A 15,279-nucleotide genomic window follows, 5' to 3' on the forward strand; every position below is an offset into this window, starting at 1 on the left:
GCCACTATGAGCAACGATCGGGATCTCTCAGGCCTGTCCGGCACGATTATACATGACGAGATCGTCGCTGCGCGCGCGCCATGGCTGCATCATATCGCAGCAGGCCAGACGCTGCGCATCGTCGATGTTGAAGGTAATCAGGCGGTCGACTTCCTGCTTTATTCCGAAGCTGACGATACCGAACGTTACAGCGCGCAGGATACCGTGGCGGCACAGGGCAATCTGTTTTTGCGCAAAGGGACGATTCTGCGTTCCAATGAAGGCCGACCGATGATGACGATCACGGATACGGCGGTCGAATATCACGATACGATCGGTGGGGCGTGCTCCTGCGAATCCAACACGCTGCGCTATGGCCACCACACCAAGGCCCAGCACGCCTGTGTCGAGAATTTTCTGGAAGCCAATCTGACCGAAGCGCGCGGCAAGCGCGATATGGTTTCCAACATCAATTTCTTTATGAATGTACCGGTGCTTGAAGACGGTTCGCTGGGCATTGTGGACGGTATTTCCGCCCCCGGCCTGACGGTTGATCTGCGCGCCGAGATGGATGTGATCGTCGTGGTGTCCAACTGCCCGCAGATCAACAATCCCTGTAACGCCTTCAACCCCACACCTGTCCGCATGATTGTTGCCGCATGAGCTTCGACACAGTTCTGGTTGCGAACCGCGGTGCCATTGCAACGCGGATCATTCGCACGCTGCGCCGCATGGGGCTGCGCTCCGTCGCGGTATATTCGGAAGCGGATGCAGGCTCTCTCCATGTGTCGCAGGCCGATGTCGCTATCTGCATCGGCGCAGCCCCGGCTACGGAAAGCTATCTCGACAGCGATGCCATTCTGGCCGCGGCGCAGGAAACAGGCGCCGGGGCGATCCATCCCGGCTATGGCTTTCTTGCTGAAAACACCGATTTTGCCGAGGCATGTGCTGCCAATGATATCGTCTTTATCGGGCCGACCCCGGATAATATCCGCACCTTTGGCCTGAAGCACAGCGCCCGCGCTTTGGCCGAGGAACATGGCGTACCGCTCGCCCCCGGCACAGGTCTGCTGACCAGCGAAGACGAAGCCGCGCAGGCGGCGAAGGACATTGGCTTCCCCGTCATCGTCAAGGCCACTGCCGGCGGTGGCGGCATCGGCATGCGCATCTGCGAAGACGAAGCCGCTGTGCGCGAGGGACTTGCCGCTGTCGCCCGTCTGGGTCAGGGCAATTTTGGCGATGCTGGCGTGTTTCTGGAACGCTATATCGGCCAGGCCCGCCATATCGAAGTGCAGATCTTCGGTGATGGTCAAGGCCGCGTCATGCCGCTGGGCGAACGTGACTGTTCCTTGCAGCGCCGCAACCAGAAGGTCGTGGAGGAAGCGCCCGCCCCGATGCTTGAGGAAAGCAAGCGGGCGGAATTGATCGCCGCCGCTGTACGGCTGGGCGAGGCGGCAAAATATCTGTCTGCCGGAACGGTCGAATTCCTGTTCGATGCGCAGCGCCAGGAATTCTTCTTTCTGGAAATGAACACAAGGCTTCAGGTTGAACACGGTGTCACTGAAGAAGTCATGGGCGTTGACCTCGTCGAATGGATGGTCCGCGGCGCGGCCAATGACTTCGCCTTCCTCGACGCTGAACCGCCCCAGCCACAAGGCCATGCCATACAGGTTCGCCTCTATGCCGAAGATCCGGCGCTGGATTACCGGCCCACGGTCGGCACGCTGACGGCCTTGAGCTTTCCCGATACGATACGCGCCGAAACATGGTGCATGGCGGGCAGCGAAATCAGCGCCTTTTACGATCCGATGCTGGCCAAGCTGATCGTGCATGCGCCGACGCGCGATGCCGCGATCACCGCCATGCAGGATGCCCTGGATGAAAGCCGGATCGACGGCATCGAAACCAATCTGCGCTGGCTGCGTGATGTCGTGCGTGCGGATGGCTTTACCAGCGGCGAGGTATCCACCCGCCTGCTGGAAAATGTCCGCTATAATCCGCGCTGCATCCGGGTGGTCAGCGGCGGTACGGCGACCACGGTGCAGGATTGGCCGGGCCGCCAGGGCTATTGGGCGATCGGCGTTCCGCCTTCGGGGCCGATGGATGACCGTTCTTTCCGCATCGGCAATCTGATGCTGGGCAATGCCGAGGGTACGGCCGGGCTGGAAGTCACCGCCAGTGGCCCGACCCTGACCTTTACGGATCAGACCCAGATTTGCCTGACCGGCGCCGATTTTGGTGCCACGCTCGATGGTGCGCCTGTCACACGCAACACGGTTATATCCGTAAAATCCGGGCAGACATTGGCACTTGGTCGAGCATCTTGCGGGGGCGTGCGCGGCTATATCCTGCTTGCCGGCGGGCTCGACATTGCGCCTTATCTCGGAAGCCGCAGCACCTTTGAACTGGGGCAATTTGGCGGACATGCCGCGCGGCGGTTGCTGGCCGGCGACACGCTCCATCTCGGCCACCCGGATGAAACGGCCCCTACGCCAGCTCAGCCGGCGGAGGATTTCGGCAAGAGCTGGTCTCTGCGCGTGATGTATGGCCCGCATGGCGCGCCCGATTTCTTCACGCCCGCCGATATCGACCAGATTCTCGATGCCGAATGGCAGGTCCATTATAACAGCAACCGCACCGGTGTCCGGCTGGTTGGACCAAAGCCCGAATGGGCGCGCAAGGATGGGGGCGAGGCCGGGCTTCACCCCTCCAACATCCACGACAATCCCTATGCCGTGGGCGCGGTGGATTTCACCGGTGATATGCCGATCATTCTGGGACCGGATGGCCCCTCTCTCGGCGGCTTTGTCTGTCCTTTCACCATCATCGCAGCTGATCGCTGGAAGATCGGGCAACTCGCCCCGGACGACCGCCTGCGTTTCATCCCGGTCAATGCCGAGGATGCTTTGGCCGCAGAGCAAATCATACTCGAACCGCCGGCGCCGTCTGTTGAAGCGCGTTCCATCGCACAGCTTTCGCCGATTCTGGCCGAGACCCCGCAACAGGGCAACCGCCCGCGGACATTCTATCGCCAGCAGGGCGACCGCAACATATTGGTCGAATATGGGCCGATCGTGCTCGATATCGAATTGCGCATCCGCGTTCATGCCCTGATGACAGAGCTTGAACGTCTGGCCTTGCCCGGCGTGATCGACATCGTGCCGGGCATTCGGTCTCTTCAGCTCCATTTTGATGGCAAGGTGCTAAATCAGCAGCGCGCGCTCGATGCTTTGATGCAGGCGGAAGATGCCTTGGGCGATCTGGAAGATTTCACCGTTCCCTCGCGCATTGTGCATCTCCCGCTCAGCTGGCGCGATCCGGCAACCATCGAAACGACAGAGAAATACATGGCTACCGTGCGCGATGACGCGCCGTGGTGCCCCGACAATATCGAATTCATCCGCCGAATTAATGGCCTGCCCGATACCGATGCAGTCGAAAGCGTCATTTTCGATGCCAGCTATCTCGTCATGGGTCTGGGCGATGTCTATCTCGGCGCGCCGGTCGCCACACCGGTTGACCCACGCCACCGGCTGGTGACGACGAAATACAATCCGGCCCGCACCTGGACGCCGCCCAATGTCGTGGGCATTGGCGGGGCCTACATGTGCATTTATGGCATGGAAGGGCCCGGCGGATACCAGCTGTTCGGCCGCACGATCCAGGTATGGAACACCCACCGCCAGACCGATGCCTTTGTCGATGGCAAGCCATGGCTCCTGCGCTTTTTCGATCAAATCCGTTTTTTCGAAGTCACGGCAGAGGAACTGGCCGAATGGCGGCGGGATTTCCCCAATGGACGCCGGTCGATCGAGGTGGAACATTCCGAATTCCGTCTGGCCGATCACCGCGCCTTTCTGGCCGAAAATGCCGCCTCGATCTCCGAATTTGAAGAAACGCGGCAGACCGCTTTTGACGAAGAACGCGCACAGTGGGAACGCTCCGGCGAGTTCGACCGCGTCTCCGATCTGATCGAGGAAGGCGACCTTGGCGGCGGTGAAGTTGAAGCCATCGAAGCCCCCGACGGCACCCAGCTGATCGAGGCCCCCTTTGGTGGCAGCGTGTGGAAATTGATGGTGGAACCCGGCGATACGGTCACCGCCGGTGATACCATTGCGATTATCGAGGCGATGAAGATGGAATGTCCCTTCGAAAGTCCCGCAAGCGGCACGGTAGAGGCGCTCTATATCCGCGAAGCACAGGCTCTGCAGCCCGGTGCGCCCATGCTGGCCCTGAGGCCCAGCGCATGAGCGGGCCGGATCGCACCAGCGTCGCCGCCATTGCCGATGCAGTGAACAGACAGCAGACCAGCGCTGTTGATATTGCTGAAGAAACGCTCGCCCGTATTGCCGATTACGATGCGGTGCAGCCGCAAATCTGGATCAGCAAAGCCTCCCCTTCCCAATTGAAGGAGGCCGCGCGCAAAGTGGATGCCCGCATCGCGGCGGGGGAAAAGCTGGCGCTCGCCGGCGTTCCCTTCGCGGTGAAAGACAATATCGATGTCGCTGGCTTTGAAACGACCGCCGCCTGCCCCGAATTCGCCTATAATCCGGAACGGTCGTCCGGGGTTGTGGAACAGCTTGAAGCGGCCGGTGCGATCTGCGTGGGCAAGACCAATCTCGACCAGTTCGCCACCGGACTGGTCGGTACGCGCAGCCCCTATGGCATTCCGCGTAACGCCTATAACCGGGCTTACGTCAGCGGCGGGTCGAGCTCAGGCTCAGCGATTTCAGTCGCCGCCGGATTGGTGCCCTTCGCGCTGGGCACCGATACGGCAGGGTCGGGCCGTGTGCCTGCGGCTTTCAACCATCTGATCGGCTTCAAACCAACCAAAGGCCGCTGGAGCACGCGCGGGCTGGTCCCCGCTTGTCGCAGCATTGATTGCATCACCGTCTTTGCCGACACAATATCGGACGCACGGCTGGTTGACGATGTTGCCGCGGGTTTCGATCCGGCTGATCCGTGGTCCAAGCCGCTGGCGCAGCGTGCCGTCACACCAAAGCGGATCGGCGTCCCGCGCAAGGATCAGCGGGTCTGGTTTGGCGATGTACAGGCCGAATATCTCTATGATCGCGCGATCGACCGTCTGGCGCAAAGCGCCGAGATCGTGGAGTTTGATATCGACCCGCTGCTCGAAGCTGCGCGGCTGCTCTATGGTGGACCCTGGGTGGCCGAACGCACGGCCGCGATCGAATACTTGCTGACCAACAATCCGGATGCCATCGACCCCACGGTGCGTGAAGTTGTGGCCGGCGGTCAGGATATGACCGCAGTGTCCCTTTGGAATGGTATTTACCGTCTGGCTGAGCTGAAGCGGAACGCCGATGCGATGTGGGACGGTGTCGATATGCTGGCCTTTCCCACCACACCGACCACCTACCGGGTACGGGAATTGCAGGCGGCACCTGTCGCGCTTAACAGCAATCTCGGCTTCTACACCAATTTCGTCAATTTGCTGGATATGGCAGCCATCGCCATCCCGGCGGGCACACGCGACAATGGTACGGGCTTTGGCATAACGCTGATCGGCCCGGCCGATACCGATCATGGCCTGATGCATGCCGCAGAGGCCTATCTGGATGTGGCCGAATTACCGGCGCCGCCACCGCTCGATCTGGAGGGAAAAATGGAACGTGTAAAACTCGCCGTGGTTGGTGCGCATCTCAAGGATATGCCGCTCCACTGGCAGCTCACCTCGCGCGATGCGGAATTCGTGGGCGCGTTTCACACTGCTCCCAATTACCGCCTCTATGCCATGGCGGACAGCACGCCGCCCAAACCGGCACTGGCCTGGAGTGAAGACGGTGCCGCCATCCCGGTGGAAATCTATGAACTGGATGCCGCCGCTTTTGGCAGCTTCGTGGCAGAAGTCCCCGCTCCGCTGGCGATCGGCACGGTGGTTCTGGAAGATGGCAGCAGCGTCAAAGGGTTCGTTTCTGAACCGCGCGCGCTCGATGGCGCAAAGGACATCACCCATCTGGGTGGCTGGCGCGCCTTTATCGAGAACGGCTGAAGGGGGATGAAATGACCTCGGTCGGAAATTGGACAAGCGGATTACGAAATGTGAAGCGGCTTGTATTCAGTCCCCGACCGGGATGCGTGGAGCACCCGCTTTCGGCGCACTCTGCCGCACCTGATCGGGAAGTCGGATGAACAGCGCGCGCGCCAGCGAGTCTATTGCGGCCCTGAAGGCTCGGATTGCCGAGCTTGAGGCCGCGCAGGCAAAACTGACGCATGAAAAAGCCGCCGCTGAAGCCGCGAATGAAGCGAAAAGCCGCTTTCTCGCCAATGTGAGCCACGAAATCCGCTCGCCGCTCAATTCCATCTATGGCTACGCCCAGCTGCTGGAGCGGCAGGATGGGCGCGATGCCGTGCATGCGGCAAAGATTATCCGGCGCAGTTCCGAACATCTCACCAATCTGGTCGAAGGTTTGCTTGATCTTTCGCAGGTTGAAAGCGGGATCTTGCGGCTCAGCCGCGATGTCATCCGCTTTCCCGCACTGCTGAGTCAGATGGTGGACATGTTTGAGCCGCAGGCCCGCGCCCGAGGTCTGCAGTTTCATCTTGAGAGGCCGGACAATCTGCCCGAATTCGTGCGCGGCGACCAGAAACGGCTGCGTCAGGTGCTGATCAATCTGATCGCCAATGCCGTGAAGTTTACCGCACAGGGTCATGTCACGCTGCGCGTCCATTATCGCAGCGAACTGGCCACTTTCGAGATAGACGATAGCGGGATCGGCATCGCCGCAGACGATCTTGAACGTATTTTTGATCCGTTTGAACAGGGCGCTGAAGGTGCGGCCAATGGTGCCGCCGGCGTCGGGCTGGGCCTGTCGATCACGCAGGCGCTGGTCAGCATCATGGGCGGCGAAATATCCGTGCAGAGCAGCCCCGGGAAGGGGACATGTTTCTCTGTCCGCCTGATGCTGTCGCAACCCATGACACAGCCGGCCGACAGAACGCCGGCAGCCACGGTCAGCGGATATGTCGGCCCCCGGCGCCGGATCATGGTGGTGGATGACGACCCGGCACAGCGCGCCATGCTCCGCAGTTTGCTGGAACCGCTGGGCTTTGAAATCTGTGAAGTCAGCGATGGTGACAGCGCCATTGCGCAGGCAGCGCGCGACCTGCCCGATCTGATCTTTCTCGACATTACGATGCCCGGCCGCTCTGGCTGGGAAACCGCTCGGGGATTGCGGGATATCCATGGTTCGGACCTGCGCATCGTCATGCTTTCCGCCGATGCACATGAACGGCGCGCCGATGACGCAGCCGGAAATGATATGTTCGTCGCCAAACCATTCGAATTCAGCGTTCTACTGGACGTGATATCCGCGCAATTGCGCCTCCAGTGGACGAAGATCGAGGATGATAGCGAAGCCGCTACAAAAGCGTCTCCCCCACACGGCCCGCCGCCGTGGGCCGAGGCGCGTCCCCATCTGAACGAGATTGAGCGACTGGTCCGCATGGGCGATGTCCGTGGAATCGAAAATGAGATCGATGCGATCGCCAGACTACAGAGCGGGTCGGTTCCGCTGATTGACGACATGCGCAATTGTCTTGATTGCTTCGATCTTCAGGGCCTCGTCACTTTGGCAAAGGGGGCGCTGCGCGATGCCGGATGAAGCACAGGTCAAAGACCGGATTCTGGTGGTCGATGATCAACCCGATTCGCTCCGCTTCATCGTCGATACGCTGGAACATGGCGGTATGGGCGCGCTCGTCGCCACCAGTGGACAGGCCGCGATTGAACTGCTGTCCCATGTCCGACCCGATCTGATCCTGATGGATGCGGTCATGCCCGGTATGACCGGGTTTGAAACGACACGTCAGATAAAGCGCGACCCCGATCTGGCTCATGTCCCGGTGATTTTCATGACCGGACTGACCGACGCGGAACACGCGGTTGCAGCGCTGGAATCGGGTGGTGTCGACTATATTCGCAAACCCATCGTGATCGAGGAAATGCTGGCCCGTATACGAGTGCATCTGACCAATGCGCGCATATCGCATCGCTCCCGCATAGCTCTCGACGGTGCCGGCCGCAGGATTGTGGCGCTTGATCCAGACGGTGCGCTGCTGTGGTGCACCCCGCAGGCAGACGAATTGCTGAACCAGATCGACCCTGACCGGGGTACAAATGCACAGCACCTGCCCGCGCCACTGCTCGATGTCGCGCGGCGCCTGATGGCCGAGGCACCCCGTCCCGGAAGCGCCACCCGCATTGAAATCGGCAATAGTGAAGTGGAATTGGTGCCCGTCAGAAGCGAGCGACCAGAAGAAACGCTGTTCCGGATACGAGAAATTCGGGAAGAAGCTGATGTGGCTCTGCTGCAAACACAGATCGGGCTCACCCAGCGAGAGGCCGAAGTCCTGCTCTGGATCAGTTATGGCAAACCCAATCGCACGATCAGCGAGATTCTGGGCATCAGCCCGCGAACAGTGAACAAGCATTTACAGCAGATATTTGCCAAACTGGGCGTGGAAACACGCGCCGCCGCCGCCGCATTGGCTGTGCGGGTCATTGCGGAATGATTTCGCAAAAGTAAAAATGCCACTTTTACAGGCGGTTTCGTGCAAAACTACGTCGTTTGGACACTTACCAGAGCGCTGCTGACTGACTTACCATCCGCTTTACTCGCTATGGCCGCCCACAAAAGCGCGGCTGATCGAATTTCACACGTAATGTGAGTTGGGTGGGCATATGAACGGAGTTCGCGTAGGCAAACGGATTATCGGGGCGGAAGCTCCGGTTACGATCGGCTGGGAAAACGTCCCCAAAGTCGAAGGCGGACCGGTGAAGCAATTTGTCTTCACCTGGTTCCAGCCGGTTATGCTCGTCGCGCTGATCGGCTTCTGGTATTACGCCCCTAATTCCATCGCCACGGCAACCACCGCCATCACGCTGGGCATCGCCTTCAAGATCCTGTTGCTAGGTCTCGAATGGGTAAGCCCGCGCTTCACCAGCTGGCGGCTCACCTGGAAAGAATTCGCGGTCGACCTTTTCTATGTCGGCATGGGCTACACTGTGGTCCGGCTGATCGGCAGCTATATCGGCAGCGACTTCATGACTGGGGCCGTTCAAGGCGCCTTTGAATGGGACAAATTCGTCTGGTTCCTGGGCCTGCCCCTGCTTTTGCAAGCTTTCCTGATCTCATTCATTTTCGATTTCGGGCAATATTGGATGCATCGCGGGATGCATAATTGGCACCCCTTGTGGCTGACCCATGCGCCGCATCATTACATCACGCAGCTGAACATCAATAAGGGGGCCGTCGGCAATCCGATCGAGCTGTTCCTGATCGGTCTGGGTATTGGCGGGTTTTTCGACTTCCTGCCCCGTGCGGCTTTGCTCGCCGGTTCACTGGGTCTGGCCGTGTCAATCTATCAACATATCAATGTGCGCTTCAACACGCCAAACTGGTGGCGCTATGTGTTCAACACGACCGAACATCACAGCGTCCATCACTCGCAGGATTTTGAAGCCAGCCGCAGCAATTATTCCGCCACCTGGATCATCATCGACCGGATGTTCGGCACCTGTGTCGACGGGGAAGCCGAACTGCTCGGCATGGAAGGCGGACGTCCCATGCCGATCCGAGAAACCATGGTCTATCCTTTCACGGAAGGCTGGAAGTCGCTCAAGGAACGGTTCCGCCGGAATCCGGCGCCCGCCGTCCCCGCAGAGTGATTGTTAAACCCGATATTATGGTGATCATGTGAGCAAACATTATATCGACTGGATCTGGCATGTGCGTGACAGCGTGGAGCTGCCCGCCGGACAATCTCCTGAAGAAGCCATGGACCGGCTCGAACCGCTGTTCCATGAACGGGGCACCAATTATCAACGCAACCGCAACCGGCTGACGTTCGACAAGAAAGGACAGCCGGCGCAGGACAGAATGTCTGTCTATGATCGCGGTGAACTCTACATTGAACAGGCTGCGAGCGGTAACCAGCTCCGTTATAATATGGTCAGCCGGGCCTTCCTGTTCTGCTTTCTGGCCCCGTTGTTTTTCCTCGCCTTTGCGCAGATGAATATTTTAATCGGCGAATATCAGGCAAGTCACGAAGTCAGCCAGGACAGCGAAAAGCCTGATGAAGCCGATGAAACCATCGATCTGCCGCAAAATGCGATAGACAAATTTCTCGGCGCTCCCGCCCCTGAAATTGAGGCACCGACCGATGACGAGGAGGGAGAAGGCAATAGCGGCCCCTCGCCGACGCCAGCCTATGTCTTCGCCGGCATTTTCTGCGTGCTCTATGCTGTGGGCCGCATTCTTGAAGCCAAGCTCGTCAAACGGCTCTTCAAACGCCGCCTGGCAGGTCTTGATACCAGTCCTGCGCGGACAAGCCAGACGCCCACCGCCCCGTCTTCCGCGGGATGATCGATCTTAAAACGCGCCATGGCCGCAATTTGCTGCCAGCCACTTGAGGCTACGCGTTTTTAAGACGTCGTTGTGGCGCCTTGCTGGCGGACGATCCCGCTAAGCCCGTACTGCCGCTTCTCGCCCCGCGCGAAAGATCCAGACACGCCAACAGCGCATATCGTCCTGATCACCTGTGATCGGGATAGAATCTGGCGCTTGGCGTTCTGCTAGGGCTGTAAGTCCGCAATGCAATATGGCCCGAACCCGGGACGCGATCTTTCCCATGGCACTGCGCACAGAATAATAAAACATGAGAAGATAATGGTGCACCCGACAGGATTCGAACCTGTGGCCTCTGCCTTCGGAGGGCAGCGCTCTATCCAGCTGAGCTACGGGTGCGCTGGGTGCCGGTTAGCAATAGCTTGGCTCTGCGCCAAGCCAAAAGCGCTGCCGGAGCAAAAAGCAGCTGATTTTATCATCTTCAGACGGTTGTGCTCGCCTGATTCAGGTAAATTTTGCTAATCTTTTGTCAACCTTAATGATACTAGTTTGCGTGTTATGAACGCCCTTTCCGAGTCTTTTCGCGATATTGCCGATGATCTGGCCGTTCCCGGGCAGGTCAACGTCTATCCTGCAGCTCTGAAATGGGCAGCTTTGCAGGACAGTGCGGAAGTCGTTGCCGCAATGGCGGATCTGCCGGGCAAATCGCTGTTGATCGACTCCTATGATTTTCCCACACGAATCGCCGAAACGGGCCGCTGGCGGCGCGAACTGGCTGAACGTGCGATTGAAGATCTGCGTGTCGTTATGGAAGCGGGGATCGAGGCCTTGCTCGGCGTGATTCGGTGCGGCGGGAATCCCACTCCGGCAGCACGCGCTCTGTGGAATGAATTTGTAACCGGGCGCCGCGCGATACTGGCGCTGATCCCCGAACAATCGAGCATGAAGTCACCGGAAGGCGAACCGATCCGAGCCTTATAAGTACCATTACGGCTTGACCTTGTTCTTATTATGTTCCTTATTCGCTTGATGAGCGAATCATTGTCCCCGACCCTGCCCGACACGCGTAATGCCCTGGCTGTCGCACGTGGAATCTGCCGCCTGTTCGCCCGCAATGATGTGTGGTGCCTACCCGAGATGCCATTGCGCAATGGGCGAAGGGCGGATTTGATGGGCGTCGATGCCAAGGGGCGGATCGTGATCGTGGAAATCAAGACCGCCCGCGGTGATTTGCTGGGCGATACGAAATGGCCGGATTATCTCGATTTTTGCGATCGGTTTTATTGGGGCGTTCCGCCCGAGCTTGACCGGGCGCCATTGGAACTTCCCGAATATCAGCCGTCATGCTGCGGAGTTATCGTGGCGGACGGCTATGATGCGGAGATAACCCGTCCCGCGCCCAGCCAGTCGCTGCCGCCCGCACGCCGCCGGGCCGAACTGGAACGGCTTGCCCGCACCGCTTTGCGCCGGCAATTGGTCGCCAATGATCCGGAATGCAGCATCTGGGGCCAGCGTCTCGACTAAAAAGTCGCATAAAACAGGCATTCGGGCGCAAACAGACGGGTTTTTATCGCAGCGGGCACGCTTGCGCCTTGCCGCTACCCACTGACAGCAGGCATAAGCCCGGCCATGGTTACTTTCTGGGCTATTTTGCTTTCCTCCCTCGCGATGAGCCTGATTGTGGGCACACGCTATATTGTGGCGAGCGGAATATTTGCCTGGGCCACGGCGCGGGTGCGCCCGGGCCATTATCGCAATCTGGGCCCGCAGATCCGGCGCGAGATATATTGGTCGCTGATATCCGCACTGATTTATGGCGTGCCCGCTGGCGTCGTTGCCTGGGGATGGCAGGAACGTGGCTGGACCCGGATCTACAGCGATTGGGGCGAATACCCATTATGGTATTTGCCGCTATCGCTATTCGCCTATCTCTTCCTCCATGACACGTGGTTTTACTGGACACATCGCTGGATGCACTGGCCGCGTGTTTTCCGTGTCGCGCATGCCGTTCACCATGCCAGCCGCCCGCCCACGGCCTGGGCCGCGATGAGTTTTCACCCGGTGGAGGCCGTGACCGGCGCCGTCATAATTCCGGCGCTGCTGTTCATCATCCCCATCCATATCGCGATGCTGGGTATGGTTTTGGCCATCATGACAATCATGGGCGTTACCAATCACATGGGGTGGGAAATCTTCCCCCGCGCTCTGGTGCATTCCCGCTTGGGCCACTGGCTGATTACCGCCAGCCATCACCAGCGTCACCACGACAATTACCGTTGTAATTACGGACTATATTTCCGTTTCTGGGATCATTTATGCAAAACCGATCGTGGCTTGTCCGAAGCCTGATATCTACCCTTGCCGGAGTCTGCCTGATCGGCGCTGCACCGCAGCCCGGTCAAACCGGAACAGATAGCCTCTCCAACACGCAGGTGACCATTATTGTAACGGGCCTTCGCTCACATGATGGACTGGTTCAGGCCTGCATGACGTCCCATCCGGATGAATTCCCGGATTGTCCCGGCAAAAGCGAGGACGCCTATCGCATGACGGTTTCGGCCAGCGGAGACGTAAAACTGCAATTCACCAAGGTAAAAGCTGGCCGTTACGCCGTGGCTTTGCTGCATGATGAAAATTCCAATGGAAAAATGGACCGAATGCTGGTGATTCCGCGGGAAGGTTTTGGTTTTTCCCAGGACGCCAAGATTAAAATGGGCCCGCCCAAATTCGAAGAAGCCGCCTTCACCGTGGGGAAAACGCCCGTAAAACAAACCATAAAAACACGGTATATCTTATAAGTTCAAAGGCCCCGTGCGTCGTTTACGTTTGATTTACCATGGTCGTGCATAATGGTGCACTGCAGTGCGTCAAAGGGAGCATGTGATGGATAGTCAGCTAAGCGACTATGCCGAAGATGACAATTCGGCAGATACTCACGGCGGTGGCCGGCCGAACAATGGAACGACAATTTCCTTCGCTGGCGAAGATGAAAAACGGCTGCAGATTCGCGCGTATAATCTCTGGGTTGATTTGCTGACCGATGCTCCGGTGCCGCATATCTCTGCACTGGACCATGGCCGGCTGGCGGATTGGGACGATATATCGATATTGCTCGACCTGCGTGCAGGTATGGATAATCCGGCAATCTGGCGCGTCGGGCAAAAATTGTGCGCCGAATGCGGTCTGACGCCTGATGATCTCCATTCCGTGGCCGATATTCCCGAAAAATCCCTACTCAGCCACCTGACAGCGCATTGCCTGCAAATAGTCGACAATCACGCACCGGTCGGTTTCGCCGCCGAATTCACCAATGAAGCGGGTAAATCCATCCTCTATCGCGGAATCCTGCTGCCCTTTGCCGATAAAGAGGATTCGATCGATTATCTGTACGGCGTAATCAGCTGGAAAGAAGCGCCAGCAGGAACCATGGTGGCGGGCCGCGCTACGCAAGAGCAAGCCGCCCAGCCCATACCGCGCCGGGCGCTGGCGCCCTGTACGGAATGGGCCGATGCGCCATGGAAATACGACGGGCTGGATGAAGATGCGATGTTCGACCAGTTGCGAGCGATGGAAAGCCAGCCACTATCATCTATGTCCTCTATCGGTGCGGAATTTTCGTTGGCGATGATGCGGCGCGGCACCGACAACAATATCGAGTTTCTAGGTGAGATACCTGAGGACAAGGTCCTTTTACGACAGGCCGCATGCAAACTTACCAGCAACTAGCTGCTGCAATAAGCAAGTTCGGTCTGGTTCTGTGACAGAACAAGAATAATGATATTCAACCGGCCGCCAACGCGCGTTCAACCTTATATCGGCTATCGGAATGACACCCGTCTCGTGCTTTCAGCGCGCGCGTTGCGTGCTTCTGTGCCGCTGTTCGAAAAAGGGGGCATGGTCAAAAACCTGCGCCTGATGCTGTCGCAGTTCATCTCTCACGAAGTGGAAAATCTCTCTGTTACGCTCGAACTGTCACTGCCTGACGGGAAATGCGTCAAATATAACGGAAAAACCGATCGGGAAGGTTTCGTCACTTTTGATGTGGCCTTGATTCCCGAATGGGATCTTCCGCCTGCACCTGTGTGGGAAGTGGTGACCCTTCACTGGACCAACAAGAATGGCCCGCAATGTGTGGAGGGCCATGTTTTGTCCCCCGGACGCAGCAATCGTCTGGGCGTGATTTCGGATATTGACGATACGATTATTGAAACGGGCGTAACCGGGGGCGTGAGGTCCGTACTACGCAATTGGCGCAGGTTGCTGGCTGAAATGCCTTGCGAACGCATTGCCGCCCCTGGTGCCGATGATTTCTATCACTCGCTGAGTGGCGGCAAATTGTTCCCGGCGAACAAATATGAACCCTCGGAGAAAATCCCCGCAACGCGGCGCCCCTTTTTCTACATCTCTTCCTCCCCCTGGAATCTGTATTCCTATCTGATTGCCTTCATGCGAGCCAAGGGGCTTCCGCTCGGACCGTTGCTTCTGCGCGATTGGGGCTTCAATCGCTCCACATTCGGCAAATCCAGCCATGGCGCGCATAAAAGAGACGCAATTCACAAGATTTGCGACATGTATCCCGGCATACGCTTTGCCCTGATCGGTGATGACACACAGGCCGACCTGCCAGCCTATGCCGAAGTGGTGGAGCAAAATCCGGGCCGCATCGCCGCGGTTTTTATCCGCACGCTCGCCCCTGACCAGCTTTCGCCTCAGGAACATGCTGCGAAATCCATCATCCAGGCGGCCAGCGTTCCGCTTTGGCTCGCGAAGGACTATTCCGTCGGTCAGCAATTCCTGAATGCCGCCGGATTTACGCCGGGTGGCGAGACAGAACAGATAATTCGCGCTGTCGAACATGAGGAGTAAGACTGGCTCGCGCTGCGCCGGGAAATAGCTGGCGGCGTTTCAGCTTCATTGCCTGTTCACCCCA

Annotated in this window: 13 protein-coding genes and 1 tRNA gene; 13 read left to right on the forward strand and 1 reads right to left on the reverse strand. The window is 58.5% G+C overall.

The features are described from left to right. The first annotated feature begins 6 nt into the window (after positions 1-6). From GRI91_RS07320 to GRI91_RS07350, 7 genes are all read left to right on the forward strand, one after another. Complete coding sequence (locus tag GRI91_RS07320; protein WP_160736020.1) at positions 7-642, forward strand: urea amidolyase associated protein UAAP2; 636 nt, start codon at positions 7-9, stop codon at positions 640-642. Next, positions 639-4,229: an urea carboxylase gene (gene uca / locus GRI91_RS07325; RefSeq protein WP_160736021.1), complete on the forward strand. Its 3,591-nt coding sequence runs from the start codon at positions 639-641 to the stop codon at positions 4,227-4,229. Before GRI91_RS07320 ends, uca begins: the two co-directional genes overlap by 4 nt. Further along, complete coding sequence (atzF, locus tag GRI91_RS07330; protein ID WP_160736022.1) at positions 4,226-5,992, forward strand: allophanate hydrolase; 1,767 nt, start codon at positions 4,226-4,228, stop codon at positions 5,990-5,992. Before uca ends, atzF begins: the two co-directional genes overlap by 4 nt. A gap of 136 nt (positions 5,993-6,128) precedes the next feature. Continuing rightward, positions 6,129-7,604: an ATP-binding protein gene (locus tag GRI91_RS07335; protein ID WP_160736023.1), complete on the forward strand. Its 1,476-nt coding sequence runs from the start codon at positions 6,129-6,131 to the stop codon at positions 7,602-7,604. Next, positions 7,594-8,514, forward strand: a complete 921-nt coding sequence (locus GRI91_RS07340; protein WP_160736024.1) for a response regulator transcription factor — start codon at positions 7,594-7,596, stop codon at positions 8,512-8,514. The genes GRI91_RS07335 and GRI91_RS07340 overlap by 11 nt, the downstream gene beginning before the upstream one ends. Positions 8,515-8,683: 169 nt before the next feature. Next, positions 8,684-9,670 carry a sterol desaturase family protein gene (locus GRI91_RS07345; RefSeq protein WP_160736025.1) on the forward strand — a complete coding sequence of 329 codons (987 nt, stop codon included), beginning with the start codon at positions 8,684-8,686 and terminating at the stop codon, positions 9,668-9,670. A 28-nt stretch (positions 9,671-9,698) separates the two neighbouring features. Next, positions 9,699-10,367, forward strand: a complete 669-nt coding sequence (locus GRI91_RS07350; RefSeq protein ID WP_160736026.1) for a hypothetical protein — start codon at positions 9,699-9,701, stop codon at positions 10,365-10,367. Positions 10,368-10,671: 304 nt separating this feature from the next. On the opposite strand, the gene GRI91_RS07355 is transcribed toward GRI91_RS07350, so the two are convergent. Further along, a tRNA-Arg gene (locus tag GRI91_RS07355) sits at positions 10,672-10,748 on the reverse strand. Between the two features lie 159 nt (positions 10,749-10,907). On the opposite strand from GRI91_RS07355, the gene GRI91_RS07360 reads away from it, so the two are divergent. From GRI91_RS07360 to GRI91_RS07385, 6 genes are all read left to right on the forward strand, one after another. Further along, complete coding sequence (locus GRI91_RS07360; protein ID WP_160736027.1) at positions 10,908-11,330, forward strand: hypothetical protein; 423 nt, start codon at positions 10,908-10,910, stop codon at positions 11,328-11,330. Positions 11,331-11,360: 30 nt separating this feature from the next. After that, the gene (locus GRI91_RS07365) at positions 11,361-11,873 is read left to right on the forward strand and encodes an MmcB family DNA repair protein (RefSeq protein WP_419866829.1); all 513 of its coding nucleotides are present in this window, start codon (positions 11,361-11,363) and stop codon (positions 11,871-11,873) included. Positions 11,874-11,978: 105 nt separating this feature from the next. After that, entirely contained in the window at positions 11,979-12,698 is a 720-nt protein-coding gene (locus GRI91_RS07370; RefSeq protein WP_237437732.1) for a sterol desaturase family protein, read from the forward strand. Further along, on the forward strand, positions 12,665-13,147 hold the full coding sequence (locus GRI91_RS16270) for a DUF2141 domain-containing protein (protein ID WP_160736029.1): 483 nt from the start codon (positions 12,665-12,667) through the stop codon (positions 13,145-13,147). Before GRI91_RS07370 ends, GRI91_RS16270 begins: the two co-directional genes overlap by 34 nt. Before the next feature lie 85 nt (positions 13,148-13,232). Further along, positions 13,233-14,075 (forward strand): PAS domain-containing protein, encoded by an 843-nt coding sequence (locus GRI91_RS07380; protein WP_160736030.1) that lies wholly within the window; start codon positions 13,233-13,235, stop codon positions 14,073-14,075. A gap of 48 nt (positions 14,076-14,123) precedes the next feature. Then, positions 14,124-15,215, forward strand: coding sequence for a phosphatase domain-containing protein (locus tag GRI91_RS07385; RefSeq protein ID WP_160736031.1), 1,092 nt, complete (start codon positions 14,124-14,126; stop codon positions 15,213-15,215). Positions 15,216-15,279 lie beyond the last annotated feature (64 nt).

The organism is Altericroceibacterium endophyticum (assembly GCF_009827595.1).
GTDB lineage: Bacteria > Pseudomonadota > Alphaproteobacteria > Sphingomonadales > Sphingomonadaceae > Altericroceibacterium > Altericroceibacterium endophyticum.

Excerpts from the sequence above, each read along its gene's own strand:
- GRI91_RS07370 (WP_237437732.1), top strand. The coding sequence starts at position 11,979 with ATGGTTACTTTCTGGGCTATTTTGCTTTCCTCCCTCGCGATGAGCCTG.
- GRI91_RS07385 (WP_160736031.1), top strand. The coding sequence starts at position 14,124 with ATGATATTCAACCGGCCGCCAACGCGCGTTCAACCTTATATCGGCTAT.
- uca (WP_160736021.1), top strand. The coding sequence starts at position 639 with ATGAGCTTCGACACAGTTCTGGTTGCGAACCGCGGTGCCATTGCAACG.
- GRI91_RS07365 (WP_419866829.1), top strand. The coding sequence starts at position 11,361 with ATGTTCCTTATTCGCTTGATGAGCGAATCATTGTCCCCGACCCTGCCC.
- GRI91_RS07345 (WP_160736025.1), top strand. The coding sequence starts at position 8,684 with ATGAACGGAGTTCGCGTAGGCAAACGGATTATCGGGGCGGAAGCTCCG.
- GRI91_RS07340 (WP_160736024.1), top strand. The coding sequence starts at position 7,594 with ATGCCGGATGAAGCACAGGTCAAAGACCGGATTCTGGTGGTCGATGAT.
- GRI91_RS16270 (WP_160736029.1), top strand. The coding sequence starts at position 12,665 with ATGCAAAACCGATCGTGGCTTGTCCGAAGCCTGATATCTACCCTTGCC.
- GRI91_RS07380 (WP_160736030.1), top strand. The coding sequence starts at position 13,233 with ATGGATAGTCAGCTAAGCGACTATGCCGAAGATGACAATTCGGCAGAT.
- GRI91_RS07335 (WP_160736023.1), top strand. The coding sequence starts at position 6,129 with ATGAACAGCGCGCGCGCCAGCGAGTCTATTGCGGCCCTGAAGGCTCGG.
- atzF (WP_160736022.1), top strand. The coding sequence starts at position 4,226 with ATGAGCGGGCCGGATCGCACCAGCGTCGCCGCCATTGCCGATGCAGTG.
- GRI91_RS07360 (WP_160736027.1), top strand. The coding sequence starts at position 10,908 with ATGAACGCCCTTTCCGAGTCTTTTCGCGATATTGCCGATGATCTGGCC.
- GRI91_RS07320 (WP_160736020.1), top strand. The coding sequence starts at position 7 with ATGAGCAACGATCGGGATCTCTCAGGCCTGTCCGGCACGATTATACAT.